22 protein-coding genes are annotated in these 23,242 nt (G+C 48.5%); 13 read left to right on the plus strand and 9 right to left on the minus strand.

Annotated elements, in window-relative coordinates:
• Positions 1–64: 64 nt before the first annotated feature.
• The 5 genes from EGM51_04465 to EGM51_04485 form a co-directional block, all read right to left on the minus strand.
• A complete protein-coding gene (locus EGM51_04465; protein QBG46686.1) occupies positions 65–997 on the minus strand; it encodes a DUF4332 domain-containing protein in 933 nt (310 codons plus the stop codon).
• 28 nt (positions 998–1,025) lie between these two features.
• A complete protein-coding gene (locus EGM51_04470) occupies positions 1,026–1,457 on the minus strand; it encodes a hypothetical protein (protein QBG46687.1) in 432 nt (143 codons plus the stop codon).
• 231 nt (positions 1,458–1,688) lie between these two features.
• A complete protein-coding gene (locus tag EGM51_04475; protein QBG46688.1) occupies positions 1,689–2,213 on the minus strand; it encodes a hypothetical protein in 525 nt (174 codons plus the stop codon).
• Positions 2,214–2,274: 61 nt separating this feature from the next.
• The gene (locus tag EGM51_04480) at positions 2,275–2,592 is read right to left on the minus strand and encodes a hypothetical protein (protein QBG46689.1); all 318 of its coding nucleotides are present in this window, start codon (positions 2,590–2,592) and stop codon (positions 2,275–2,277) included.
• A 152-nt stretch (positions 2,593–2,744) separates the two neighbouring features.
• Complete coding sequence (locus EGM51_04485) at positions 2,745–3,638, minus strand: phosphoribosylaminoimidazolesuccinocarboxamide synthase (protein ID QBG46690.1); 894 nt, start codon at positions 3,636–3,638, stop codon at positions 2,745–2,747.
• Positions 3,639–3,843: 205 nt separating this feature from the next.
• On the opposite strand from EGM51_04485, the gene EGM51_04490 reads away from it, so the two are divergent.
• From EGM51_04490 to EGM51_04525, 8 genes are all read left to right on the plus strand, one after another.
• Positions 3,844–4,683, plus strand: coding sequence for a PHP domain-containing protein (locus EGM51_04490; protein QBG46691.1), 840 nt, complete (start codon positions 3,844–3,846; stop codon positions 4,681–4,683).
• Positions 4,684–5,013: 330 nt separating this feature from the next.
• A complete protein-coding gene (locus EGM51_04495; GenBank protein ID QBG46692.1) occupies positions 5,014–8,550 on the plus strand; it encodes a hypothetical protein in 3,537 nt (1,178 codons plus the stop codon).
• An 11-nt stretch (positions 8,551–8,561) separates the two neighbouring features.
• Positions 8,562–9,488: a hypothetical protein gene (locus EGM51_04500; protein ID QBG46693.1), complete on the plus strand. Its 927-nt coding sequence runs from the start codon at positions 8,562–8,564 to the stop codon at positions 9,486–9,488.
• 10 nt (positions 9,489–9,498) lie between these two features.
• A complete protein-coding gene (locus tag EGM51_04505; GenBank protein ID QBG46694.1) occupies positions 9,499–10,863 on the plus strand; it encodes a hypothetical protein in 1,365 nt (454 codons plus the stop codon).
• A gap of 1 nt (position 10,864) precedes the next feature.
• Positions 10,865–11,800 (plus strand): hypothetical protein, encoded by a 936-nt coding sequence (locus tag EGM51_04510; protein QBG46695.1) that lies wholly within the window; start codon positions 10,865–10,867, stop codon positions 11,798–11,800.
• Between the two features lie 11 nt (positions 11,801–11,811).
• Positions 11,812–12,267, plus strand: a complete 456-nt coding sequence (locus EGM51_04515; GenBank protein QBG46696.1) for a hypothetical protein — start codon at positions 11,812–11,814, stop codon at positions 12,265–12,267.
• Positions 12,268–12,639: 372 nt separating this feature from the next.
• Complete coding sequence (locus EGM51_04520) at positions 12,640–13,620, plus strand: ankyrin repeat domain-containing protein (GenBank protein ID QBG46697.1); 981 nt, start codon at positions 12,640–12,642, stop codon at positions 13,618–13,620.
• A gap of 127 nt (positions 13,621–13,747) precedes the next feature.
• A complete protein-coding gene (locus EGM51_04525; GenBank protein ID QBG46698.1) occupies positions 13,748–14,038 on the plus strand; it encodes a hypothetical protein in 291 nt (96 codons plus the stop codon).
• Between the two features lie 574 nt (positions 14,039–14,612).
• Here EGM51_04525 and EGM51_04530 read toward each other — a convergent pair.
• Positions 14,613–14,966, minus strand: a complete 354-nt coding sequence (locus tag EGM51_04530; protein ID QBG46699.1) for a hypothetical protein — start codon at positions 14,964–14,966, stop codon at positions 14,613–14,615.
• 100 nt (positions 14,967–15,066) lie between these two features.
• Between EGM51_04530 and EGM51_04535 the strand changes: the two genes are divergently transcribed.
• Genes EGM51_04535 through EGM51_04545 form a run of 3 tightly spaced genes read left to right on the plus strand, consistent with a single transcriptional unit; the run spans position 15,067 to position 17,267 of the window.
• Positions 15,067–15,285 (plus strand): hypothetical protein, encoded by a 219-nt coding sequence (locus EGM51_04535; protein QBG46700.1) that lies wholly within the window; start codon positions 15,067–15,069, stop codon positions 15,283–15,285.
• Positions 15,279–15,629 carry a transposase gene (locus tag EGM51_04540; GenBank protein QBG46701.1) on the plus strand — a complete coding sequence of 117 codons (351 nt, stop codon included), beginning with the start codon at positions 15,279–15,281 and terminating at the stop codon, positions 15,627–15,629. Before EGM51_04535 ends, EGM51_04540 begins: the two co-directional genes overlap by 7 nt.
• A gap of 42 nt (positions 15,630–15,671) precedes the next feature.
• Positions 15,672–17,267, plus strand: a complete 1,596-nt coding sequence (locus EGM51_04545; protein ID QBG46702.1) for an IS66 family transposase — start codon at positions 15,672–15,674, stop codon at positions 17,265–17,267.
• On the opposite strand, the gene EGM51_04550 is transcribed toward EGM51_04545, so the two are convergent.
• Entirely contained in the window at positions 17,120–18,337 is a 1,218-nt protein-coding gene (locus EGM51_04550) for an ISL3 family transposase (protein QBG46703.1), read from the minus strand. The genes EGM51_04545 and EGM51_04550 overlap by 148 nt on opposite strands.
• Before the next feature lie 91 nt (positions 18,338–18,428).
• Here EGM51_04550 and EGM51_04555 point away from each other — a divergent pair, with 91 nt between their 5' ends.
• Together EGM51_04555 and EGM51_04560 are read left to right on the plus strand one after the other, a co-directional pair.
• On the plus strand, positions 18,429–18,851 hold the full coding sequence (locus EGM51_04555; protein ID QBG46704.1) for a hypothetical protein: 423 nt from the start codon (positions 18,429–18,431) through the stop codon (positions 18,849–18,851).
• 20 nt (positions 18,852–18,871) lie between these two features.
• Positions 18,872–20,659: a formylglycine-generating enzyme family protein gene (locus tag EGM51_04560; GenBank protein QBG46705.1), complete on the plus strand. Its 1,788-nt coding sequence runs from the start codon at positions 18,872–18,874 to the stop codon at positions 20,657–20,659.
• A 219-nt stretch (positions 20,660–20,878) separates the two neighbouring features.
• Here the strand turns inward: EGM51_04560 and EGM51_04565 are convergent, their stop codons facing one another.
• Entirely contained in the window at positions 20,879–21,790 is a 912-nt protein-coding gene (locus tag EGM51_04565; GenBank protein QBG46706.1) for an HAD family hydrolase, read from the minus strand.
• A gap of 81 nt (positions 21,791–21,871) precedes the next feature.
• Complete coding sequence (locus EGM51_04570) at positions 21,872–23,239, minus strand: sulfatase (GenBank protein ID QBG46707.1); 1,368 nt, start codon at positions 23,237–23,239, stop codon at positions 21,872–21,874.
• Positions 23,240–23,242: the final 3 nt, after the last annotated feature.

Below are 23,242 nucleotides of genomic sequence, written 5' to 3' on the forward strand. Positions count from 1 at the left end.
TTCGCGATGAAATGAAGTGCTGAACCTTGTTGCCCGGCATTTGGAAAAGGCTGACGGAAAGAGATCAGTTTGTGCTGATTCTGATCCACTCTTCCACGTCTTTCTGAGTTACATTGAAAGCGCGGGGTGTTTGAATTCTTTTTTCCTGAATGGCCTTTTTACTCAAGCGCAGAAGTTTTTCCGGATCAGTTTTCGACAATTCCCCGAGGGAGCGAATGCCTACCCCCTTAACGAGCAGTTCGACCACTTCATCCTTAAGGCCAAGCAGGGTCATTTTTGACATGAGATTGGCCATATCGATGAAGCCTTGGGCCCGCTGCTCATTCGTTTGCAGAATTTTTGCCAGCCGGTCGGCTTTGGTCAGGCTGAGTTCTCCGACAGAGCGAATGCCATTACCTGCCAGTGTTTTTCCGGTTTTTTCCCCGATCCCGTCGATTTCAGTCACCGGCGTACTTCCTAAATTAACCCAGAGGTCGATCGTCTTATCTTTCCGGGGTTTTGCTGTCGGTGTGGGTTTCTGCTTTAGAATCAGTCCAAAGCTGTCCCGTCCAGCGGCATCAACATCCTTTTTAGCTGCTGCATGAGCAGTATAGCTCCAGCCGTTTTTTTTGAGTACGGAAACCGCTTCCTGAAGGGAAAGTCCTTTCAGATCAGGAACTTTGACAGTTTCCTGCGGGGGGGTGGTGGGGCTGACGGGAACCGGTTCTTCTTCGGGATTGCCGACCACACTGGTAAATCCAATTTTCAGTGTGGAGATCATGGAGGGATTTATTTCGTTCCGGGCGATATCTTCTGTCGTTAACATACGCACCATGGGAGTGCCGCGGGTATCTGAATAAACTACACCCTTGAGTTCAAGCTCCGCGTTACTGAGCATCATATTTGCAGGAACATTGATTTCTCCAAGCATGGATCGTTGAGCGGATGTGAATGATTCGCCAACGGAACGAAGTAATGCATTGAGATCCATTTCCTGCGTATCTTTTTTAGTTGTCATTTTTAAATTATTCCTGCGCGTTTTCTGTTTATTCGGTTTCTGTTGAGCGGGAAGGCTCAATACGAAGCGGAGAAGGGACCGGGACCATGGTGGCGGTCAGTTTGGAGGCGAGCTTAACCTCTTTACCGATTTTGCGCTCAGCCTGAACATTGTGTGTGTTGGCAAACAGGACTTTCCGGCCCTTGGTTTCCGATTTTTCGGTGGTGTCCTCCATTATTTCCAGATCCATGGAGACCTCAATTGTGGCTTCGGAAAAACGGTAAAATGTCGGCTGCATGCCCAGCTCCAGCAGGGAAACGCTTTGAGGCGGGGCACTTTCATAGGAAACCTTCCCGTCAGCATCAATTGTTTCTTTAATTTCGCGAACCAGTTCAACTTTGGTTTCGGCCAGCTCCTGAAGCATTTCAGCGGATGCCCGATCCAGATCCAGCTGTGCATCGGCAACGCCTTCAGCCATCATGCGAATTAAATCAGCAAAAGATATTCTTGGTGTTTCTGTAACTTTTATTTCTGCCGGAACAATCGGAGTGCGGAACGCTCGGACAGTGTTTTTTTTCGTATATTGGGGCATAGCTTTCTCTCCTCGGGGCATAAGATTTTAAGAAAATTAAATAATCGGAAACGGCATCCGATTTGTTGATATCAGAGCCGTTTCCGAAAACCTTTAATCGGGCTTGTTCGTGAGCCGAGGTTATTCCGAATTGTCGGCAGGACGGTTATCAACCAGTATCAGCTCCGGTTCAAGACGGGGCGGAGGGGGAACCGGTGTCATTTTGGTGACCAGACGGCTGGTACCATGAACCTCTTTACCGAATTTCCGGTTGTGAGAAACATCAACACTCACAGAAGCGCTCCAGCAGCCGAAGCCGACTTTGGCTTTGGCACTGACGTCAACATTCGTTTCACGTGAAGTGGTGGTTTTGATGTCCATCGTAACCTCAATGGTTGCTTCGGAGAACTGATAAAATGTTGGCATCAGGCCCACCTGCAGCAACGAAACATCAACCGGATCCGCATTCGTGAATTCCACGCTGCCGTCCGCATTGATCGTTTGAGTAACCGCCATAACCAGCGGTACTTCCGTGTCTGCCAGAAGTTGAGCGGTTTCCACTGAATTTTCATCCAGGGCGCGCTGAGCTTCAGCAATACCGAGTCCGAGCTTCATCACCATCTCGGGCAGAGGTACCGCGAGTAATTCATGTCCTACACTTGCCATGTGCTTGCTCCTTCTTTTGTTGGTTTTAATTAAGTGTCTCTGCCGCGCAGGTCTCGTGCGGTCAGTCTGGCGCCGTTCTGCCGCCAGTCGTCAGCATTTGAGCCATTCTGGAGAGACGTTCCGTGTCTACATTCACAGGGCCAATATGCGAAATTCCGATATCGTTTTTCAGTGCCAGGTACGTTTCAAAAGGAAGAAGGGCCAGAAGTTTATTGGAGCTCAGTTGCATCACTGTTTTTCCGCCGATTTTTTCCGGAAGCCCTTTGGGGAGTATATTTTTCCCGATCATCAGATACATTCCGCTTGCCGGGCCGGCCATACTGATTTCAGCCCCCATTGCATCAGAAAACTTAGAGTGTCCAACGCTCCCTCTTTTCATAATTCACGATTCTGAGTTTATGAAATTAAATAACAAGATAAAATTACAACTTTTAAAGTCATGTTTGATTTGTTGGGGTTGATGGTAAAAAAGAAAAGGGCCGCGTTAAAAAACACGGCCCTTTTTGATGGGTGTAAGATGCGGTAAAAAATTTACACGTTCAGCTCTTCGCCGGTAAGCAGTTTGTAGGCTTCCAGATATTTATCGCGGCTCTTGAGCAGGATTTCTTCCGGAATCGTCGGGCCGGGAGGGGTTTTATCCCAGTCCAGTGTTTCAAGGTAATCACGGACAAACTGTTTGTCGAATGAGAGCGGGGAAGATCCCGGTTTATAGGAATCCGCCGGCCAGAAGCGGGAGCTGTCGGGCGTCAGTACTTCGTCAATCAGGATCAGTTCGCCATTCACCATACCGAATTCAAACTTGGTGTCGGCGATGATGATGCCTTTGGTCAGTGCATAATCCGCTGCGGTTTTATAGAGGTTTAGGCTAACGTCTTTCAGCTTATTGCCCAGCTCTTCGCCGACAATCTCCTTCATCTGTTCAAAGGAGATGTTTTCGTCGTGGCCTTCGTCAGCTTTGGTGGACGGGGTGAAAATCGGTTCATCGAGTTTGCCGGCCATTTCATAACCGGGGCGCAGCGGCATACCGCCGATGGTACCGGATTTCTGGTATTCCTTCCAGCCGGAGCCGATCAGATAGCCGCGAACAATACACTCAACAGGAAGCAGTTCAGCTTTTTTAACCAGCATGGATCGACCTTTCAGCAGTTCTTTGTGCTCCTGCAGTTCCGGCGGAAAGTCCTCCACGTCGGTAGAGATCATGTGGTTTTTCACGACGTCACCGGTACGGTCGAACCAGAATTTGGAAATCATATTCAGGACACGGCCTTTATCCGGAATGCCGTCGGGCATGACCACGTCAAATGCGGAAATACGGTCGGAGGCAACAAACAGATACTGATCGCCGAGGTCATAAACCTCGCGGACTTTGCCCGATTTAAATTTTTCAATGCCTGGAAGTTCAATTTTCGTAGCAGCTGGGGTCATGATGATTCTCCATGAAGTTATGGTTCTTAAAACGCGGCGTACTTTACGAATCCGGATCGGGGCGTGCAATCAAAACCCGACTATATGAGTAACAAATACGCATTTTGACGCAAAAAAGCGGTCCTTATTTATTTTACCAAATCGAGGTTTGGCGGCTCTCTGTGCGAGGCGTATATTGTTTTGAATTGATTTTCAGGGAAATGCAATGATTGACCTACACACACATTCAGTCTATTCCGACGGTACGAATACGCCGTCAGAACTGATAAAAATGGCGGATGAGCGAGGGCTTTCCGCTATGGCGCTGACCGACCATGATACGGTCGGCGGGCTCGAACCGCTGTTCGAAGCTGCTGCGGATTCCGGTGTGGAGGCGATTCCGGGAATCGAACTCAGTGCCGAATGTGCAAAGGGAACAATGCATATTCTCGGCTATTTTTTCGACCACACGAATTCGATGCTGCTCGAAAAGATCGATACGGTTCGGGAAGGCCGCGAAGAGCGGAATCATGAAATTCTCAAGCGCCTGAACAAACTCGGTTATCGCCTTATGTGGTCCGATGTCGAAAAGCAGGCCGGGGCTGATGTGGTGGGGCGGCCGCATTTTGCCGAAGCTCTGGTGCAGCGTGGACTGGTGAAAAACCGTAAATCAGCCTTTGAACTTTTACTGGCCAAAGGGCGTCCCGCTTATGCCGAACGCTACCGCTATACCGGCCGCGAATGTGTTGAACTGATCCGCAATGCCGGAGGAATTCCGGTGCTGGCACATCCGGCCACCATTTATCTGCCCGATGATCAGCTCCGAGGTTTGATTATGGGACTGACGGAAGCCGGACTGGGCGGACTTGAAGTCTACTATGCGGAACATCACCCGGAAAATATCAGGAAATTTAAACGCTGGGCCGATGAACTGGGGCTCATCAGCACCGGCGGTACCGATTATCACGGCTCCAATACGCCCGATCTGAAACTTGGAACCGGGTTTGGTCAGCTTCGCGTTCCCGATGAGGCACTGGAACAGTTGAAAACAGCAGCCGGTAAATAGTCGTTGACGGAGCATCCGCGACCTGCAGTGACAGGGGCTCCTGCCGGTGATCATCACACTTACCGATACATTAATCGGTCATCCGTAACGGTTTTAAAATAGAGTTTTTCCACTGAATCGGGGAACTCAGCGATCGACTGTTGCGGAGAGGTTTCAAAATGGCGCAGGGATTAAACGCGATCGGGTTCTCTTTTTCCCGGGCATTATACGGTTGGATCAACGTTTCAGCGGGTAATCCGTAGCGTGTAAATTATATTTTTTTTAAGTTTAAGCTTTTATATACATTACTTTTCTTTTTTATAATCCCTTCATTTAAACAGAGGGGAATTTATGAAGAAAAGGGAATGGGGCGTGCCGGCTTTTCTGGCGGCGTTTTGTTTTCTGAGCATGCCGGAATCCGTGTTTACACAGGAGTTCCGGATCAGCGGATACGATGGAGATTCGATTACGGTTGAATATCCTCCGTGTTTTGACGGGGCCTACCTTTTTGTCGAGCAGGGGACCAATCTTGTCGATCAGAACTGGGAAACCGTGGATTATACGCAGGTCAGCCTGGCGGAGGAGGATGCGGTATCCTTTGCCGTGTCTTCGACCGGCCGGACAGCAGCTGCCACGGGAGCGATTTCAGCCGCCGAATTGCCGGAGACCGGCGGAGAGCATGAAAGCGGATTTGTCCGGATCAGTGCCGTCTCTTTCGTGGATTCCGACGGGGACGGTCTCGACAATGTCACGGAATATGCACTGAACCTGAACCCGTATGAAAAGGATGCCCCGCAGGTTTCACTGCCCGAAGATGACGGCGATCCCCGGCCGGTGCCGGGATCTGTCGACAGTGCTCCGGGCGACTGGAATACGCCGCCGTCTGCAGTGTACCGGAATGCAGGATCTGCCTATGAGCTGATCAATCATCTGATTCTGGCGCTGGAAGGAACCAACGGAACGTTCACGGCTCAGACATCTGCTGCAGCGCTGGGCGGCTGGATCGAACAGCAGTGCGGGAGCTGGTATCCGCCGCTGGAGAATGATCGGTTTCCGATTGTGTACGGCGGCCGTTTTTTCAGGATGGAGACCAATGGATTTGAATGGGCCGGAAAGGAGCATATTTATCCACTGGCTTTTTATGATTATGCGGCATCCGGCCATGCGGATGCCGTCCCTCAGTTTATTAATCATCTGGTCCGTTTGTCCGAAACAGACCGGCCGGGACTGGCGGTACTGCCGGACGGTTCCTCCGTTCTGGTCAATGCGGAAAATCCGTGGACTCCGGAAAAGGTGAATGCCTGTCTGCAGCAGTTCAGAACGGTGGTCTGCCGGCTGCAGTCGGTAGATGAAAACGGCGGTTTTGCGGCATCAGACAGTAACGCCATGGCCAGAGCAACGTGGAATTACTGGGGCACCTATAATGCCGCAACGGAATATTATCATCAGCCGCAGCAGCTGATCCGCTCTGAGTGGAAATATAATGCTGAACAGGGGGAGTGGGAGCAGGTTCCGAATGAAGACGGCGCCATTGTCACCATTTTCGCTCAGAATCAGCAGTTTGAATTTACGGGAAATCTGCGCCGGTATGGCTTCGGCAGAACGGTCCACCGCGGTTATATGAAACTGATGGATGAGGTGGAATGGCAGATTGGATATCCCGATGAAACCAGTGCATATAAACGCAGGTATGACCATCTCCCGGAAGGATTCCGGACCAACGGAATTTTCCGGACATTCACCGCCTCGGATCATGAAACCGCCTGGCTGGCCGCCGCGGCAACAAACTACAGCGCCGAAGCGTTCTGGGACTGGACGGCGCCGGATCTGACGGGCGGTACAGCGTGGACCGACCGGACGCTGGTTTATGACCGGGGCGGTTATATTGCGGACGGCTATGTGTATTCCGGATACTATCCCTCCTATGTCTCTCCCGATGACTATACCGTTCTTTCAACCCTGTCGCCCCCGGTCTTTACCGAACAGTCGCTCATTATGGATATGGACCGCAACGGCGCCATTGATGCCGACGACTTCTATCGTGTGGACGCATCCCATCCCTACCGCTTCTGGATGAATGAAGACGGTAACGATGCGGCCTATCCTGAAGCCGATATGGAGGATTTCTTTCCTGCCATGTTCAAAGGAACCGGTTCAGCCCAGACCTTTAAACTGTCAGCGAATATCGACATGGATTATATTCAAACCACCATGTTAACCAACAACACCCAGGCGTATTTACATGATATTGATCTGGCGCAGTCGCTGGCCGGTCAGATCCGGTCCCTGGATGCCGGCGATCAGAGCCCGGCTGTTTTTTCAGAAAACGAGATCGTTCTGCTGGCGGCATCTGAAGTAAACACTAATGCACAGATCTATGTCCACACGCTTGAAAACGGGGTGGAGATCTCAATTTCCACCAACTATTTCTCCTTCAGCTCCGTCACCAACATGTACCGCATCAAAAACCTGCGGGCCGGCGGTGTCAGCTTCCTCGATCCACCTTCCAACTGGCCCGACGAACTCACCAACGACAGGGACTTCGTTTTTGTGCATGGGTATAACGTGAAAGATGATTTCTCGTTACTCAAGTTTGATGAATTGGATACGCCCGCTCGTTTATGGCATCGTGAGATTTTTAAACGCCTGTGGCATGCCGGATTAAATGCTCGGTACAACGGGGTCATTTGGGACGGAACTCCCAGTTCGTATGCCGGTAAAAAACACTATCATCACTCTGTTATCAATGCTTTTGCCACCGCTCCGTTGCTGGCAACTTATTTAAATACATTCGATGATCCTGTGGTGATGGCGCACAGCTTAGGCAATATGGTCGTGGGGTCGGCGATTGTGGACTATAATGCGGATGTTTATCAGTATTATGCCATGGATGCTGCGGTTGCGCTGGAAGCCTACGGCGATGTTGCTCCGACGAATCACATGATTCCTGACTCACTGTTTGCTGTTCAGAATGATGGGTGGCTTTGTTTTAAGGGATATAGCTGGACCAATTACCCTTCGGAAACCTACGCCTCTGAATACTATCGCCTGTTTAAGGATAGTGGCGATTCGCGCACCAACCTCACCTGGCGGCATCGCTTTGCCGATATCCAGACCAAAACCGACGTCTTCAATTTTTATTCCAGTACGGAAGATATTTTGCGAGTGGATGATAAAATTGACATGCTGGATATCATCGATATTGACGCGGATCTGAAGATGAGTTTTCCGCCGGTCGATTTTGATTTCTCTACTCCGTACGCGTGGCAGCTGCAGGAAATGTATAAAGGGCTGGATCAAATTCCGATTATCAATGCGCCCGGCGGCGGTATCAGCAAATATGGAGGCTGGGGATTCATTGAAGATGGCGACTCCTGGCATATTAAAGAGTGGTTTAAAATTTTTGATGTCGGTCCGCGCAAGCCCAGACTCTATTTTGAGAAATTGGAAGACACGGATGAGAACAGGGAAACGCGTGATGAATTCAGGGCTTTGCTACAGATCGACCCGCTCTTCCGGCACGAACCCGAAGAGCTGTTCAGCGAGAATGCCGCCGCTTTCGCCGCCGGAACCATCGGATCACACGGCGGAAATCTGGAGTATCACACCGGCGATAACGACCTCGATATCTCGCAGGTGAAAATCCGCGATTGGCTTCTCGCCAAGGCGTTTCCGTCCAGAACGAGGCCGATGGGATCAACTGCAACTAGAGATATTGGCGGAGGCTGGAGCGATGTGAATTTCGATATGCACTCATTGTATATGACTGATCCGAGTAAATGGCATCATGAAGATGACGATGAAAATAAGGAGTGGCGGCATAGTGATCTAAAAAATATGCCTTATGTTCACATCTATAAACTGTACGATAAATTGATTGGTTATTGAGGAGAATTAAGATGAAGTGGATTAATCTATGTTTTGCATTACTACTGAATGCGGGATGTGCTTTCGCAAATCCTGCGGAGACCAAATATACAGTTCGCGTGCTTGATGCTGAAACGGGACTCCCCGTAACCAATGCAACAGTTCAGACAACATTTCTGCAAAAACGCGATCCGTGGGGGACAGGAAAGGGCAAAGAAAATCGTGTAAAAAAAACAGTTGATGAAAATGGTGAAGCGGTTTTGTCAGGTCGAACCATCCAGAAAGGTGAAGGGGCAACCGCTTTTGCTGAAGGTTATTATTCAGATATTGAAAGCTTCCGTTTTACGGGGAAGAATCTCGCCCTCAACCGATGGGAACCTTGGAATCCAACCATTGAAATCAAAATGCGACCCAAGAAGAACCCAGTGCCGATGGTTTATAAAGAAATACTCCGTCAAAAAGTCCCCGTCAAACAGGGACGGGTTGGTTTTGATCTTGAAATTTCAGACTGGGTCGAACCTTATGGAAATGGCAAGTCATCGGATTTTATTTTTACTTTGGAGACCGTTACTGAACCCAAACAAGGAATCAAATATATACTCTCCTTCAGCAATCCGTATGATGGAATACAAGAATACCTTCCGCCTGATAACTTGAGGAGTGAATATATTTTTCCGTATGAGGCACCAACCAATGGTTACAATATTTCACTAAGCAAGTATCGGTTTCTATACTATCCTGTCATACCAAATGAACCGGCCAATAATCTAAAGGAGGATATCAATTATATTTTTCGTGTTCGCACAAAAGTTGATGAAGAAGGCAATGTCACTTCTGCCTGTTACGGAAGAATAAAAAAAGAAGTGGTATTTTCAGATACACCGCTAATGGATTTGCAATATTGGTTCAATCCTGATCCTCAAAGCCGGAGTCTGGAATCGCTTAAGAAACCGTATTGATCTTTGACAATTGAAAGCCGTCCTGCTCTTTCTCCGACCTGAACCTGAAGCGTTGTTCAATGAGAATGCCGCCGCTTTTGCCGCCGGAACCATCGGTACGCACGGCGGAAATCTCGGATATCACGGCATAATCCGGGACGGTATTGGAGAAGGTTCCTTACGGACGCATTACCAGAATTCAGTGGTGAACGCTTTCGCGACTGCTCCGAGGGTTGCTGACTATATTCAATCCCTCTCATCCACGGAAACCATTGTATTGGCGCATAGCCTGGGCAATATGGTGGTCAGTTCTGCTATCTGCGAATACAATGCCCCGGTCCGGCAGTATTATGCCTTAAATGCCGCTGTGGCACTCGAAGCCTACGGAGATGTAACGAGCAATGAAGCCTTAATTCCGGATGTCTTTTTTTGCTGGGAACGGGAAGGGTTTCTGGATTATGAACGGCGGGGCTGGCGGGACTATCCGCATGAAACCTGGGCTTCGGAATGGTATCGTCTGTTTCCGGAAAACGATCCGCGGGCAGAGCTGACCTGGCGGCACAAGTTTGCGGATATTCAGAAAAAAACAGCTGTATTCAACTTTTATTCCAGCACCGAGGATGTGCTTCGTGTGCTCGACGATGTAAATTCCATTATCAAATTGATCGACTGGAGTTCCGTCCGTCCCGAATTACGGTTTCATGTTTTTCCCCTGACTTTTACCTCTGACAAAAAATGTGCATGGCAGTTACAGGAAATGTACAAAGGATTAAATGACTGGGTAGCAACGTATTTCGGAGGAGGATCAAGTAAGCAGGCGGGATGGGGATTTACGAAGGAGGATGGAATGCATGTAAAAACTGTACGGAAAAAAACACCGGGCAGCCATCCCCCAAGCTACAGCTACAGAAAGTACACGGAAACTCCTGCCGCAGCCACCAATGCACTGAGTACTTTGCCGGGTAATGAAACCCGGCGGGCAGACTATCTTGAAAAACTGAAAACCGATCCGCTCTTCCGGAAAGAACCGGCGATCCTCTTCGATGAAAACCATGCGGCGGATTTTGTGTCCGGTACCGTCAGTGACTATGCCGGCCATCTTGATTATACCAATGATGACACCGAACTTGATATTTCTAATGTTATTGTCAGGGATTGGCTTCTCGCAAAAGCATTCCCATCAAGGACCGGGCCGATGGGAAGTGCAGAGAATAAAGAGTGGGATGCATTAATCGGAAATTACGACATGTCAGCGTTGTACATGACTGATCCTGATAGTTGGTTTGATGACGATAAATATTTGGAACGTGCTACGTGGCACCACAGTGACTGGAAGAATGCCCCTTATGTGCATGTTTATAAGTTGTTCGATAAAATTACGACTAAAGAGAATTGATATGAAATCACTTATTATTCTGAACTTGGCATTATTGCTTTCTGGTTGTGCGTTAGCACAACCTCCCAGTACTAAGTTTACTGTTCAGGTAACTGATGCAGAGACAGGTACCCCTATCACAAACGCATGGGTAAGGACTGGATTTAAAGAACGAGCGGATCCTTGGGGAGCCGGAGTTGGGAAAAGTACACGTGTACAAAAACAGGTTGATTCTGATGGGGTTGCCCTTTTCAAGGGTAACACTATTTCCGAAGAACGTGGAGGCCGTGTATTTGCTGACGGATATTACAGCCACGGGTTCGGCATGAAATATTCCTATAATATTGCGCTCAATCGGTGGGAGCCGTGGAACCCGACTTTTGAAGTGAAGATGCGCCCGAAGAAGAATCCGGTTCCGATGTATCATAGAGAAGGTCATTGGAGTGCATTTAAAGTGCCCGAGTACGAAAAGCTTTTAGGGTATGATTTGGAAAAGCAGGATTTTGTTTCTCCCCATGGAAAAGGCTCAAAAGCAGATCTGTTTTTTGAATTTAAACGGGATTTCAAAAACTCTCAGAATTATGATGTTTCATGCAGGCTCACATTCCCTAATGAGCATGACGGCATACAGGAATATTATTTTGATGAAGCGATACAAAGTAGCTTTAAATGGCCTTATCTTGCTCCGACCAATAATTATCAACCGACTGTAGAATGGCATTCAACTCGAAGTAATGCCGGGGCTATAAGCAATAATTTCAAAGAAAACGTGAATTATATTTTTCGGGTTCGAACACAGGTTGATGATGAAGGGAATATTACATCCGCCTGCTATGGGAAAATATCCGGTCCCTTCGGACTCGGATGGGCCGATTGGGTAAACTGGGTGTATTGGTTTAATCCTGTTCCGAACGAGCGGTCGCTGGAATACAACGGTGTAAATCTGCTGAAGAAATGAAGGGATATTACATGAAGATCAAACTCCTGATGACGTTGATGATATTGGCATTGGCCGGCATTTCTGTGGCCGGTGTTCCCGGGATACCTGTTTTGAATGCCAAGGTGGGATATCCGCAGAAACTGTCTGGAGAAGTAGGGTGGATTTTAGGACCTTCTCGTGACGGAGGCAGTTGGAACACCGAGTCAACGGGAGCATACGTATCCATAAGTCCGGGGATTGCGGGAACCAAACTTTCTGTCGGATATGCTGCACTTGACGTTAATATGATAGGTTGGGCAGGAGCTCGCTTATCGGCAAGCTATATGTACATCTATGATGATGTAGGCAAGTATGATGCTGAATCCCAATACCTGGGGCCTGAATATAATTTGAGCATTTTGTTGTTTACGGCCAATCTCGGAGTCTTATGGCCTGTAAATGGCGGTGATCCAAGGATCATTGCCGGAATTGGGGTCGGGTGGTAAATTTTTCGGGAAGGTTTTATGCAGGTCAACCGGATATACCTGACAGATTCGGGATCTTTTTTAGGGGCGTAATAACAACAAACTGCTTATCCGTTTGTGCAGCGGAAGGTTCAATGAAAATAATTCTTCATACTGTTGTTCTGCCGGAGCGATCCAATTGTGTCATACGCTTAAAAAAGAGAGGAACTGTATTATTCGAACGCGAACGAAGGATGATGAGGGCCAAATTATTTCAGCCTGTTACGGATATTTTGAGGGTGAAATCATGTTTCTACCCAAAGGAGAATTCAGCTTTTCCTATCATTTTAATCCGGTTCCGAACGAGCGGTCGCTGGAATACAACGGTGAAAATATTTTAACGGAGGAAAAATAATGTCGATTATAAAGCACATATTCTTAGTTATTTCTTTAATGCTTATAGGGTATGCTCCGGTTACATCTCTGTCTGCGGAGAACATTGGCGGTGTGGATTGTGCATCTATACAGGATGAGTATAGAAGACTTGTTGAAATTGCCCAGAATGAGGATGCTTTCGCATTAGGAGTTTTCATGGTGGAGCAGATGATATTAAGCGGAGAGGATGTTCCGGATGAAATTCAGGAGAAAATCAGAATCGGTGATCCATTCCTTCAACAGGGTTCTGGTCTCAGGCTTAGAACTATTTTTGATTTAAAATTCAAATCTGCCGTAGGGGTCGGTTTAAAAAATATTAAGTCAGAACATATTGTAGCCGAAGTGGTTGATGCAAACTTTGAGGACAAAGTCCTTGTCCGGTTCAGTTATTTGGGTCAGCCGTTGGAAACTCAGTATTATTCTCTGAGAAATGGAGAAATTGACCCTTTTTCAGGTATTCTGCCTGAAGAGGAGAAAGTTCTTCGCAGGGAAAAAAAGCATCAGTTGGAACAGCTGATTCGGGCCATAGAGAGAGAGGATTGGGAGGCGTTTATCGCCTTATTGGACAACGGGGCTCCGTTGTGGTCTGAAGACGGGAATAACCCTCTGGTTGCCGCGATAGCTTTCGATCACCCGGATTATACTCAGGAGCTTATAAATCGAGGGGCAGATCCGGATTGGTGGATGAATCTGGGCATTTCGATTCATGAATATGCTTACAGGATGAAAGCGATACCCCATCTTAAAATTATGGGGAAATATGAACTGTATGAAGAAAAACTGGCTGAAAATGTGCTGACAGCCGAAGGTGAAAGACCTGCTTATTTAATTGGAAACTGGTCGCATGGAACTGAAATGGCGGAGTCGACTGTTTCCTTGCAAAGTAATGGCACGGGTTTCCTTATCCAGGCGGTCATGGGGGGCGCAAATGTCTGTGGGATACTGATGGTAATGAGGTAAGCGTCTATATAATCGATCCGAGGGTTAGTGAACTCAGTTCAATACCGCATTATGTGTTTGTCTATTACGAGGAGGAAGACATGCTCGTTGAGTCAACGTCTGGAGCCAGATATAAACGGACTGGCAGATGAAAATATCCCGCACAATCTGCAACGTGATAGCAATGGTCTTGTATTCAGGGGCGGCGCTGGTTTGTGAGGCGCGGTATGTTGGTACGAGAATTACACTTGTTATGCTGGATGCTGATACTGCAGAACCGGTTACAAATGCATATATTTATGAGAGAGATGCTCGTGATCCCAAGGACCTCAAAATGTTCAGGGCAACAAGCCGGGGAGAAATTATTGTTGAAAAAGACCGGGCTATTTTTTCCTGGGGAGGTCTGTTCACGCCGATGGGTACTATTCATCCAAAGTAAATATTAAAATAGGGGAGAATGAACGGTTGCTGTTACGGGAAACAAAACAGTGGTCTCCGACAGAAACGGTATGGATGAAAAAAATTCATCATGCGGAAAGTACAATACACGGATATACAACGATGGATTTCCCGGCGTATGACATTCCGTTGGGATATGATCTGGTGAAAAACTCATGGGTTCATCCATACGGAAACGGAAAAGTAAGTGATTTGATTTTAATATACCCTGAGCAGCTGAGTGATGATCCTCGGCGTTGGTGCCATATTACATTCCCCAATTCGAAGGATGGGATTCAGCAATATTTTCCAAACGAGAGGGAAAAACAGTCCGTGTTTAAGTTTCCCTATGAAGCGCCACTTATCGGATATACCAATCGGATATCCAAATACACAACATGGGGTATTCGTCCTGAGAAGAGCAATTGCAGCAGGAATAATTTATATATATTTCGTATTCGCAGTAAGATGAGTGAGGATGGGAAAGTCAGTGGGTTGTATGGTGTTGTTTTTCAGGGATTTAATATGAGCATTGGGTCGGGAAGCGAGTTCGGGTTTCAATTTAGAATGCCTCTTCAGCAAAATCTGTGGGTTGCTTCCGGCTCCGGGAGGTCGCCCATCGTGTGAAACAGGGCGATTTCAAGCACTTCGTAGCTTCGAAAGCCGTATGCTTTTCTCGTTACCAGATTTACTTTGCGGTTCAGGCCCTCGACGACGCCTGATGAATAGGCCTTCTTGGCTTTGAACCAGTTCAGGATCAGCGGCTGATGCCGCCGGATCGTTCCGACAAATTTTTTCATAGGATCGAGTCGCGAGCGCATGGCTCGGGTGCTCCATTTCTTGAGATACCATTCTGCCCAGTATGGGCGTAAACGTCTCTTCGTCGACCCCGTAGTCAGGCTTGCGATTCGCTGATACGGTATCGGCATGGATAACAATACTCAAGAAACATGTCGGAGACGAGTTTACCGCAGCGCGGCAGTTCGTCAGGAGTTCGTAGCTCAGTTTCATCGGAGCGGCCTTTCGGCGGTGAAGTTCTGTGCGGAGCACGAGATCAATCTGCAGACGTTCTACAGCTGGCTCGCAAAAGAGCGCAAGAACTCACCGCCGATGCAGGAAGTTCAAGTGAATCTGCCTGCTCCGAGACTGGAAGTTCGGGTCTGTTTCCCCAATCAGGTGGAGGTTCGCATGCAGGTGGATTCTCCCTCGGCATTGGGGACAGTGTTTCGTGAGGCTGCACAATGCTGAGCCTAACAGGATCGCTGCGGGTGTTTCTTGCCGTGGAGCCGGTTGATTTGCGGAAGAGTTTTAACGGGTTGCATACCGTTGTGCTCGAACAACTGAAGGAAGATCCCTGTTCCGGGGCGTTGTTTGTTTTTACGAACCGGCGAAGAACCTTGATCAAATCGCTTTACTGGGATGGAACGGGAATGTGGGTGATGATTAAGCGGTTGGAGCAGGGGCGCTTTACCTGGCCGAAAGGCGTAACGGGCGATGATAAAAAGCTGGAGCTTGCCCCGGAATCCCTATCGCTTCTACTGGACGGAGTGGATCTCAGACGCGGCTCTCTCAAGCCGTGGTATCAGCGATAATTATTGAAGTTTCTATCAGATTTTCCGCCGGGTTTTGGTATAATGCATCCCATGGATTTTAATCGGGAAAACTTCGATCTGCTGCTGGAGAAGAGCGCTTCTTTTGAAGCGCTCGAATCCGAAAGTGAGCAGCTTAAATCCAAAATAAAAATCCTGGAAGAGAAGGTTCAGTATCTGCTGAAGAAACTGTTCGGGCGCAGTTCGGAAAAACTGAGTCCGGATCAGATGGAGCTGGCCTTTGAAGAACTCTACGCATTGCAGAAGCAGCTGGAGGAGGCCGAAGAGTCGGCGGATGAGATGCCGCAACCGGAGGATCCAAAAGACTCTCGTCGCGGGAAACGTAAACCACTGAAAGAACGGGTGCCGGAAGATCTGCCTGTTGAACGGGTTGTGATCATTCCGGATGAAGTACAGGAAGAACCGGAGCTCTATAAGAAAATTGGCGAAGAAACGGTTGAAGAACTCGACGTGGTTCCGTCCCGTTACTTTCGTCGTATTATTGTCCGCGAAAAATATGTCCTGATCGATGATCGTGAAGCCGCTCCGGTGATTGCCCCGGCCCCGGAGCGACTGATTCAAAACAGCTATGCCTCAGCCGGACTCATCGCACAGATTATTCTGAACAAATACTGCGACCATCTTCCCCTGTATCGACAGGAATGGATTTTAAAGTATCGGTACGATATCGAAGTCAGTCGGAAAACGATGGGCAACTGGATGTATCTGACGGCCAATTGGCTGACGATGATTTATGAATCCCTTCGAAATGAAATTCGACAAAGTGGATATATTCAGGCCGACGAAACTGTTATCAAGCATCAGGACAAGCAAAAGGACTACTGTCCTAACGGATACCTATGGGTTTATCACAGCCCGGGGGTCGGCGCGCTGTTCGAATGGTTCGCAAGCCGGGCCAATGAGTGTCTGGACGGAATGCTCACGGATTTTTCCGGCTATCTGCAAAGCGACGGCTACGAAGCGTATCCATGCTGGTTGAATAAACCGGACCACACTGAAGAAAAAGAATCCATCATCCATGCAGGGTGCTGGGCCCATGCACGTCGCAAGTTCGTAGAGGCCGGCGACTCCATCTCGCGCAAAATCGTCAAACACATCGCCAAGCTCTACCGCATCGAAACCGACCTGCGGAAGACGCCTGAACTCGACCGATCCGCAGTTCGTCAGAAGGACGCATCACCCATCCTGGAAAAACTGAAAACCATTCTGGAGCGAGAAAAGACACGTCAGCTCCCGAAAAGCAAACTCGGCGAAGCCATTCGCTACACTCTGAGCCGGTGGGACAGCCTCACTCATTATGTCGATCACAGCCGCCTGGAAATCGACAACAACCTCGTGGAGAATGCCATCCGGCCCACGGCCATCGGCAAGAAGAACTTCCTGTTCTTCGGCAGCCCGGACTCCGGACAGACCAGCGCAGTCATTTACAGCCTGGTCGAAACCTGTCGCAAACTCGATATCAACCCCGCCGACTATCTGAGAGAAGTCCTGGACGCCCTGCCGACCATGGACAGTCGGGATGCCCCCGACTGGACGCCAGCCCAATGGAAGGCGCGCCGGGAAAACGCCGAACCTGCTCCATCATCCAAGACCTTATCAGCATCTCGCGAGGCTGCATAGGGGGTGATCCAAAAGACGCTTACGTATGGGCTCGTGTAGTTCCAGAAGAGCTGGAAGCTTTCCTTGAGCAGATAGGCCCGGACGCTCTTCAGGTCGTAGGTGAGCACATCATTGAGTTTGAGTGCCTGTTTCTCGGTGAGGTTTTCCGGGTTTTTGAGCAGGCAGTATTTCGTATGTTTAAGCACCTCGTCATCGCAGCCCTCCTGCCGTAAGCGTTTGACCTCGTCGATACGAACCTGGTTCACGGCTTTGTTCAGATGCTGAATGATGTGGAAGCGGTCGAGCACATGCAATGCCTGCGGGGCCTTTTTAGCGATGACCTTGAGGTAGGCCCTCCACATGTCGGAGCAGACGAACTCCAGCCGGGCGCAGCGATCCCGGCCGAAGGCCCGGAAGATCCGCAGCAGGGTTTTGGCCGTACGGTCTTTACCGACGAACAGCAGGCGGCGCATCCCCGCATCGATCTGGTAGACCACGGTAAGGTATTGGTGTCCCTTGCCGTATTGGATTTCGTCCACGCCGATGGCCATCACGCCGTCAAGGTTGCGGTGCGCCAGCCCATAGTTGACAATGGCTTTGACCGAGCGGTAGACCGTGTCCCAGCTTGTGTGGAACGATTCGGCGGTTTCCTTCCACGAGAGTCTGCGTGCCCAGCGGGCAAGAAACAGCTGAAACGCTTTGGTTGTATGCGACTTTCCATCCGCCCACGGAACCTTTTCGACCTTTACACCGCATTCGGGGCAGTTGACTCGGCGCATTCGGTATTCAAGTTGGACGGGAATATTCCAAAGCGGAACGAATTCGAATTGCCGCACCGATTGGCGGTCGTAGCATTTCCTTGGCTTGCCGCACCCCGAGCAAAGCACCTTGCCGTTGAGTCGGGGCCTGATTTCCGCCACCAACGCCGGACCGGCATTACGCAGTTCCAGACGGCAGGCGGAGTAAACAAATGATTTGAGCGGATGAACTCTGTTGAGTAGGGTCTGGATTCGCACCGGGCATACCTCTTCTGTGTTGTGCAGTTCTGGTAGACCACACATTACAGATAAGTTGCCCGGTGCGTTAATCATTATTTTTTACCCACAGATTCAGCAGAAGACCCTTTAGAATTAATACGAACGAGTTTTCCCGGAGTCTGGAATTCAAGGAACAAAAATAGACATGAACTCCAAAGCTGTATTTTTCACCGCGATGGTTATGTTCTCTTCCAGCGCAGTTGCTCACACTGATTATGAACGCTTTCGAGATTTATCTATAAAATGCCGGAAAACAGACGTATTTGCATCAATATTTTTTGCAGTCAAGGCCCAGAAAGAGTTGCCGGGAAAGTCAGATGAATTATGGCCTTTGATCAATCAGGGTGTTTTCAATGATATGGTCGCTGTTTCAAATGCTGCATATGCCCCGCTTCAGGGCACGTACTACTATTTTATTCTCGGGGAGAAAGGAATCTCCAAGCAAACATCTGAATATCGTTTGGCTGATGGAAGCGAAGAAGCATTGAGGAACAGAAAACAATTGCAGAAAAATACAACCTGCCTATCGAAGTTGAAAGCCGTAAGAGCAAAATTAAGTTTCGACTGATCCCACCTCAACAACTGACAATGACCGGGCGAAGTGAATATGGAAATATTCTGCGTAAAGTTAAATCAGAAGGGCCTTTCTATGTGGGGAAATATGAAGTCACCCAAGAACAATGGGAACATGTGATGGGATATAACCCATCGTGTGAAAAGTGTAGGGATCCCAAGCTTCCCGTCAACAATGTGCTTTGGGATGAATGCGAGCGATTCGTTGAAAAGCTCTGTGAATTGGAGGGGGTTGCTCCGGGGACTTATCGTTTGCTCTATCTATCAGAATGGAATGTTGTTGCTCGGGGAGGGACTCGGTCAAAGTTTTATTTTGGAGAATGGGTCAATACCGGATTTGCCAACATCAGACCGGTCGTTTCAAAAAATGGAGTTCATGAGAAAGGGATTAATCATATTGTGTATCCCGGACAGTATCCGCCCAATGCGTGGGGGTTATATGATTTGTACGGGAACGTAGAAGAATACGTGCTTTCTTCCGGTGAAATCCTCGGGAAAAAAACGGCCTGGGGGAAACAGCCCTATGCTACAGCTTATTCCACGTTGGGCGGTAGTTTTAGCTGCTCCTCCCTTAATTATGAAGGGGGGAGCGGAAAGGTTCGGTATGATCAGCGAAAATGCGGGGTGGGTTTTAGAATAATGCGGATATCGCCTTTAGTTTATAGGGAAGGTTATTCGTTTGGAAGTGATTATGTTGGCGGGCAGCATATCAAAACTGAATATTGGAGAGATATGGCTGAGGCCTCTGTTGCTTCATACGATGAAGCTCTCGAGATAATTCAGAAACTCGAGAAAAGTTCCAGAACTCAATCACCCTCATCAAGGGAGAGAATGATTGCAGCGTTGTTTCTTTCTCTATCCGGAATCAATGATGTTTTTTCTGCCGTTAAAGAACCTCTGATGGATAAAGCGGATATGTTGATCCGGGAACTGCCTTATGAAGCGGCTTCTTCTATTAATATTCTCCAACTTGGAATGCGTGCATGTAATGAACAGGGGGACTCCGCTATCAACCCTGAAAAGGAAGGTTCGGAGCAAAAACAGATCCAAGAGATGATTGCCGAAAAATATCTTCTTCCTGTGGAAGTAGAGGCAAACCAAATTCACTTTCGATTGATTCCTCCGGGAGGAATACAGCTTGGATCCGCTGAAAAATTGAGCACGGAAAACCCTTCCTTCCTGAAGCCGACCTTCCGAACGTTTGAGAAACCCTTCTATTGTGGAAAATATGAAATAACGCAGGGTGACTGGGAAAGAGTTATGGGGACGAAAGCTCCATTTAATAAGTTTGGAGGAAAGAAGGAAAACGACTTTCCTGTCCGAAAGATTTATTTTTATGATGCTCAGGAATTTGTGCGAATGCTCTGCATAAAAGAGGGAGTGCCCATTGGGACGTATAGGCTTCTGACAGAGGCGGAATGGGAGTATGCCTGCCGGGCTGGTGAAGATGATTGTGATAACATAAAGAATATTGGGGAATTGGGGTGGTTTGCAGAAAACAGTGGGATAAAACGGAAAAAGGTTGGAACCAAGAATCCCAATTCATGGGGACTATATGATATGCAGGGAAACTGTTGGGAATGGTGTATATCTCCTCATGATGATGAACAAAAATTTTACCGAATTGTTCGGGGCGGTTCTGCTTATTATCCTTCAAAATATGCAAATCCATCCATCTATTACAAAGTCAATTACAATAGCAGAGAAGATTATATTGGATTTAGGATTATGAGAATTGTACCGGACAATTTTCTTAAAAAGAAAGCTAGAGAAAGAAGTGGAGCTCCTGAAAACACTGAATGAAGTGTAAACCAGTCTCTTAAAAGAAGAGAAGTGGACTCACTCTTTAAACTACCCGCTGGCCAATAACTTCATTTTTTTCTGTTGTTTTCTCCCTCCGCCGGAGGAGGGAGGAAACAAAGAAAACAACCGGAGTTATGCACCATAACTAAAACTGACCGCCGAGTGGTTTAAAGATTGGGTCCACTTTTCATCCATCTTAAATCTTAAGCTCGTCTCTGCTTATCCCGGCTCAGGGGAAGGGGCGATAATTTCGAGGATTTGATTCAACGAGGTGATGATGGCGTCCGGTTTCAGGTTTTTGCAGCGGTCGTCTGTTTCACGCAGGCGTAATGAACGTTTGTCTCCGGCAAACAGCACGGTTTTACAGCCGGCTTCTTTTGCGGTGTACATATCGTTCAGCATATCGTTGCCGACATAGACGGTTTCCGAAAGTTTTATACCGTGGTTCTGTTCAAGAAATTTCCCGGCTTTGGGAAACAGGTCTGCTGAGGGTTTGGCCTTCAGTTCTTTGTATGACCAGATGCAGCATGCCGGATCAAAGCCGATTTCCTCAAGAGAACGTTTAAAGAATGCGGAAAAAATGATGGGGGTGTAATATTGCGCGTTTGAGACAATGCCCATCGGTAGTCCGCGCTGTTTCAGGCCGTTGAGCAGTTCAGTGCTTCCAGGCATGGGGAAGACCGGATTTACGCGGCATTCATATTCAAGCCCGAGTCGGCGGATACGTTCTACGGAAACATCGTGTGCCCGGAGCGCTTCTGTCTGGCTGAGTTTTTCAATGATTTTTTTCCAGACTTTGGTGATTTCAACTTCCGGAAAATCAGCACCGGCTTCTTTTCCGGCTTTATGCCATTCCTGAATTTCGGTTTTCATCAGGTCTTTTCCAATCACACCCGCCTGTTCCGGTTCTCCTTCGAACCCGGAAACCACCAGTGCCTGGGTCAGTGCTTCCGCGGTATCGGTTGCGGTTGCCGTGCCGACGTCGCCGGAACCTGAAATGATTAATGTGCCATAGACATCGAACAGCACAGCCTTTACACCGTCGATCTTGTTCAGCTGCGGTTCGATTCCGGTAGGGATGGGCGACAATGGCCCGCAGTTTTTGAGAATAATGTCTTCGAGTCTGTTCATGCCCTTATCTTTTTCTAATACCGGTTATTTTCCAAGCCTTGGATGCAGGAAAGGGCAGAACAGCTTTGCAGAAGGCGGAATTCAGCGTTTAGCCGGATTGAGCGCCGGCGGGAGCGGATCAACAAAATTACGGTATTTTCTCATGAGGCGCTCCACTATTTCGGGTTTGGTTTTGGCGAGATCGTGCTGTTCGCCTATATCTTCGGTCAGATTGTATAGCCAGTGTTTATCCTGCCAGACGAGCAGTTTATAATCACCCTGAACCACGCAGCCGCTGTTGTCGTGATACCAGTAGAGGGTTTCGTGCGGACGCCCTGTTTTCTCTCCCTTCAGAAAAGGCAGCAGATTAACTCCGTCGAGATGGGTGGATTCGGGAATTTCGGCTTCGGCCGCGGCGCAGAAGGTGGGGTATAAATCGAGTGTGCTGACGGCGTGATCATAAACCTGCCCTGCCGGCAGTCTGCCGGGCCAGCGGATGATGTAGGGAACCCGGTTTCCGCCTTCATAGTTTGAACCTTTATTTCCGCGAAGGGGACCAACACTGCCGAGCAGTTCCTTCGGCCAGTCTTCCGGCCAGTCGACATTGTAGGCAAATGTTGCGCCGTTGTCGGACGCAAATGCGACAAGGGTGTTTTCAGTGAGTCCGAGTTCATCGAGTTTATTCAGTACTTTGCCGACGTTTTCATCCATGGAAATCAGCATGGCTCCGTACATTTTCGTGGCTTCGGTTTTCAGGTGCGCCACTTTCGGTTTCAGGCTGGTTTTAGCCTGCATCGGCGAGTGGGGAGCATTGAAGGCCAGATAGTAGAAAAACGGTTCGTCTTTATGCCGTTCGATAAAATCGACGGCATGATCGCCGAGCCGGTCGGTCAGGTAAACATCGCCCTCACGTTCAGGGCCCCAGAGAATACGTTTGTGTCCTCCGCGGGCGACGGGTTCATCGACTCCGGCATAGTGTCCGTTTTCATCGGGAAAATACTGTCCGCCGAAATGCATGATCCATTTATATTCATCAAACGTGGTATCGGGGTAACCGGGGAGATTGTATTTTCCCGACATACCGGTCACATAGCCGGCCCGGCTGAGCGTCTGATTCATCATCAGCTGACCGTCAGGGATGCGGTTGTTTCCGATTGTTTCCGTTTGCCCGTTTTTGAGGTCATTCCAGGTATCCTGATTCCACTGAACACCGTATTTCTGCTGATACATACCGGAGAGTAAACCGTAGCGGCTTGGACCGCAGGCCGAAGCGGTGACATAGCCCTGAGTAAAACGCACGCCTTCTTTAGCCAGCCGGTCGATGTTCGGTGTCGGGACGAGGTTATCGTATCCGTAGCATCCGGCATCGCCGTATCCCATGTCATCGGCAAAAATCATGATGATATTGGGCGATGAGGCATTCGCCATACAAGCCAGCGAAAAGAGGAGAATCAGGGTTGTTTTTTTCATTGT

The sequence above is a fragment of the Verrucomicrobia bacterium S94 genome (assembly GCA_004299845.1).
GTDB lineage: Bacteria > Verrucomicrobiota > Kiritimatiellia > Kiritimatiellales > Pontiellaceae > Pontiella.

What these genes read in the sequence shown, in the direction of transcription:
- EGM51_04465 (QBG46686.1), bottom strand. Translation starts at nt 997, where the DNA reads ATGACAACTAAAAAAGATACGCAGGAAATGGATCTCAATGCATTACTT.
- EGM51_04565 (QBG46706.1), bottom strand. Translation starts at nt 21,790, where the DNA reads ATGAACAGACTCGAAGACATTATTCTCAAAAACTGCGGGCCATTGTCG.
- EGM51_04475 (QBG46688.1), bottom strand. Translation starts at nt 2,213, where the DNA reads ATGGCAAGTGTAGGACATGAATTACTCGCGGTACCTCTGCCCGAGATG.
- EGM51_04545 (QBG46702.1), top strand. Translation starts at nt 15,672, where the DNA reads ATGCATCCCATGGATTTTAATCGGGAAAACTTCGATCTGCTGCTGGAG.
- EGM51_04495 (QBG46692.1), top strand. Translation starts at nt 5,014, where the DNA reads ATGAAGAAAAGGGAATGGGGCGTGCCGGCTTTTCTGGCGGCGTTTTGT.
- EGM51_04525 (QBG46698.1), top strand. Translation starts at nt 13,748, where the DNA reads ATGAAAATATCCCGCACAATCTGCAACGTGATAGCAATGGTCTTGTAT.
- EGM51_04560 (QBG46705.1), top strand. Translation starts at nt 18,872, where the DNA reads ATGACCGGGCGAAGTGAATATGGAAATATTCTGCGTAAAGTTAAATCA.
- EGM51_04555 (QBG46704.1), top strand. Translation starts at nt 18,429, where the DNA reads ATGAACTCCAAAGCTGTATTTTTCACCGCGATGGTTATGTTCTCTTCC.
- EGM51_04530 (QBG46699.1), bottom strand. Translation starts at nt 14,966, where the DNA reads ATGCCGATACCGTATCAGCGAATCGCAAGCCTGACTACGGGGTCGACG.
- EGM51_04550 (QBG46703.1), bottom strand. Translation starts at nt 18,337, where the DNA reads ATGATTAACGCACCGGGCAACTTATCTGTAATGTGTGGTCTACCAGAA.
- EGM51_04485 (QBG46690.1), bottom strand. Translation starts at nt 3,638, where the DNA reads ATGACCCCAGCTGCTACGAAAATTGAACTTCCAGGCATTGAAAAATTT.
- EGM51_04520 (QBG46697.1), top strand. Translation starts at nt 12,640, where the DNA reads ATGTCGATTATAAAGCACATATTCTTAGTTATTTCTTTAATGCTTATA.
- EGM51_04510 (QBG46695.1), top strand. Translation starts at nt 10,865, where the DNA reads ATGAAATCACTTATTATTCTGAACTTGGCATTATTGCTTTCTGGTTGT.
- EGM51_04490 (QBG46691.1), top strand. Translation starts at nt 3,844, where the DNA reads ATGATTGACCTACACACACATTCAGTCTATTCCGACGGTACGAATACG.
- EGM51_04515 (QBG46696.1), top strand. Translation starts at nt 11,812, where the DNA reads ATGAAGATCAAACTCCTGATGACGTTGATGATATTGGCATTGGCCGGC.
- EGM51_04540 (QBG46701.1), top strand. Translation starts at nt 15,279, where the DNA reads ATGCTGAGCCTAACAGGATCGCTGCGGGTGTTTCTTGCCGTGGAGCCG.
- EGM51_04570 (QBG46707.1), bottom strand. Translation starts at nt 23,239, where the DNA reads ATGAAAAAAACAACCCTGATTCTCCTCTTTTCGCTGGCTTGTATGGCG.
- EGM51_04500 (QBG46693.1), top strand. Translation starts at nt 8,562, where the DNA reads ATGAAGTGGATTAATCTATGTTTTGCATTACTACTGAATGCGGGATGT.
- EGM51_04480 (QBG46689.1), bottom strand. Translation starts at nt 2,592, where the DNA reads ATGAAAAGAGGGAGCGTTGGACACTCTAAGTTTTCTGATGCAATGGGG.
- EGM51_04470 (QBG46687.1), bottom strand. Translation starts at nt 1,457, where the DNA reads ATGATGGCTGAAGGCGTTGCCGATGCACAGCTGGATCTGGATCGGGCA.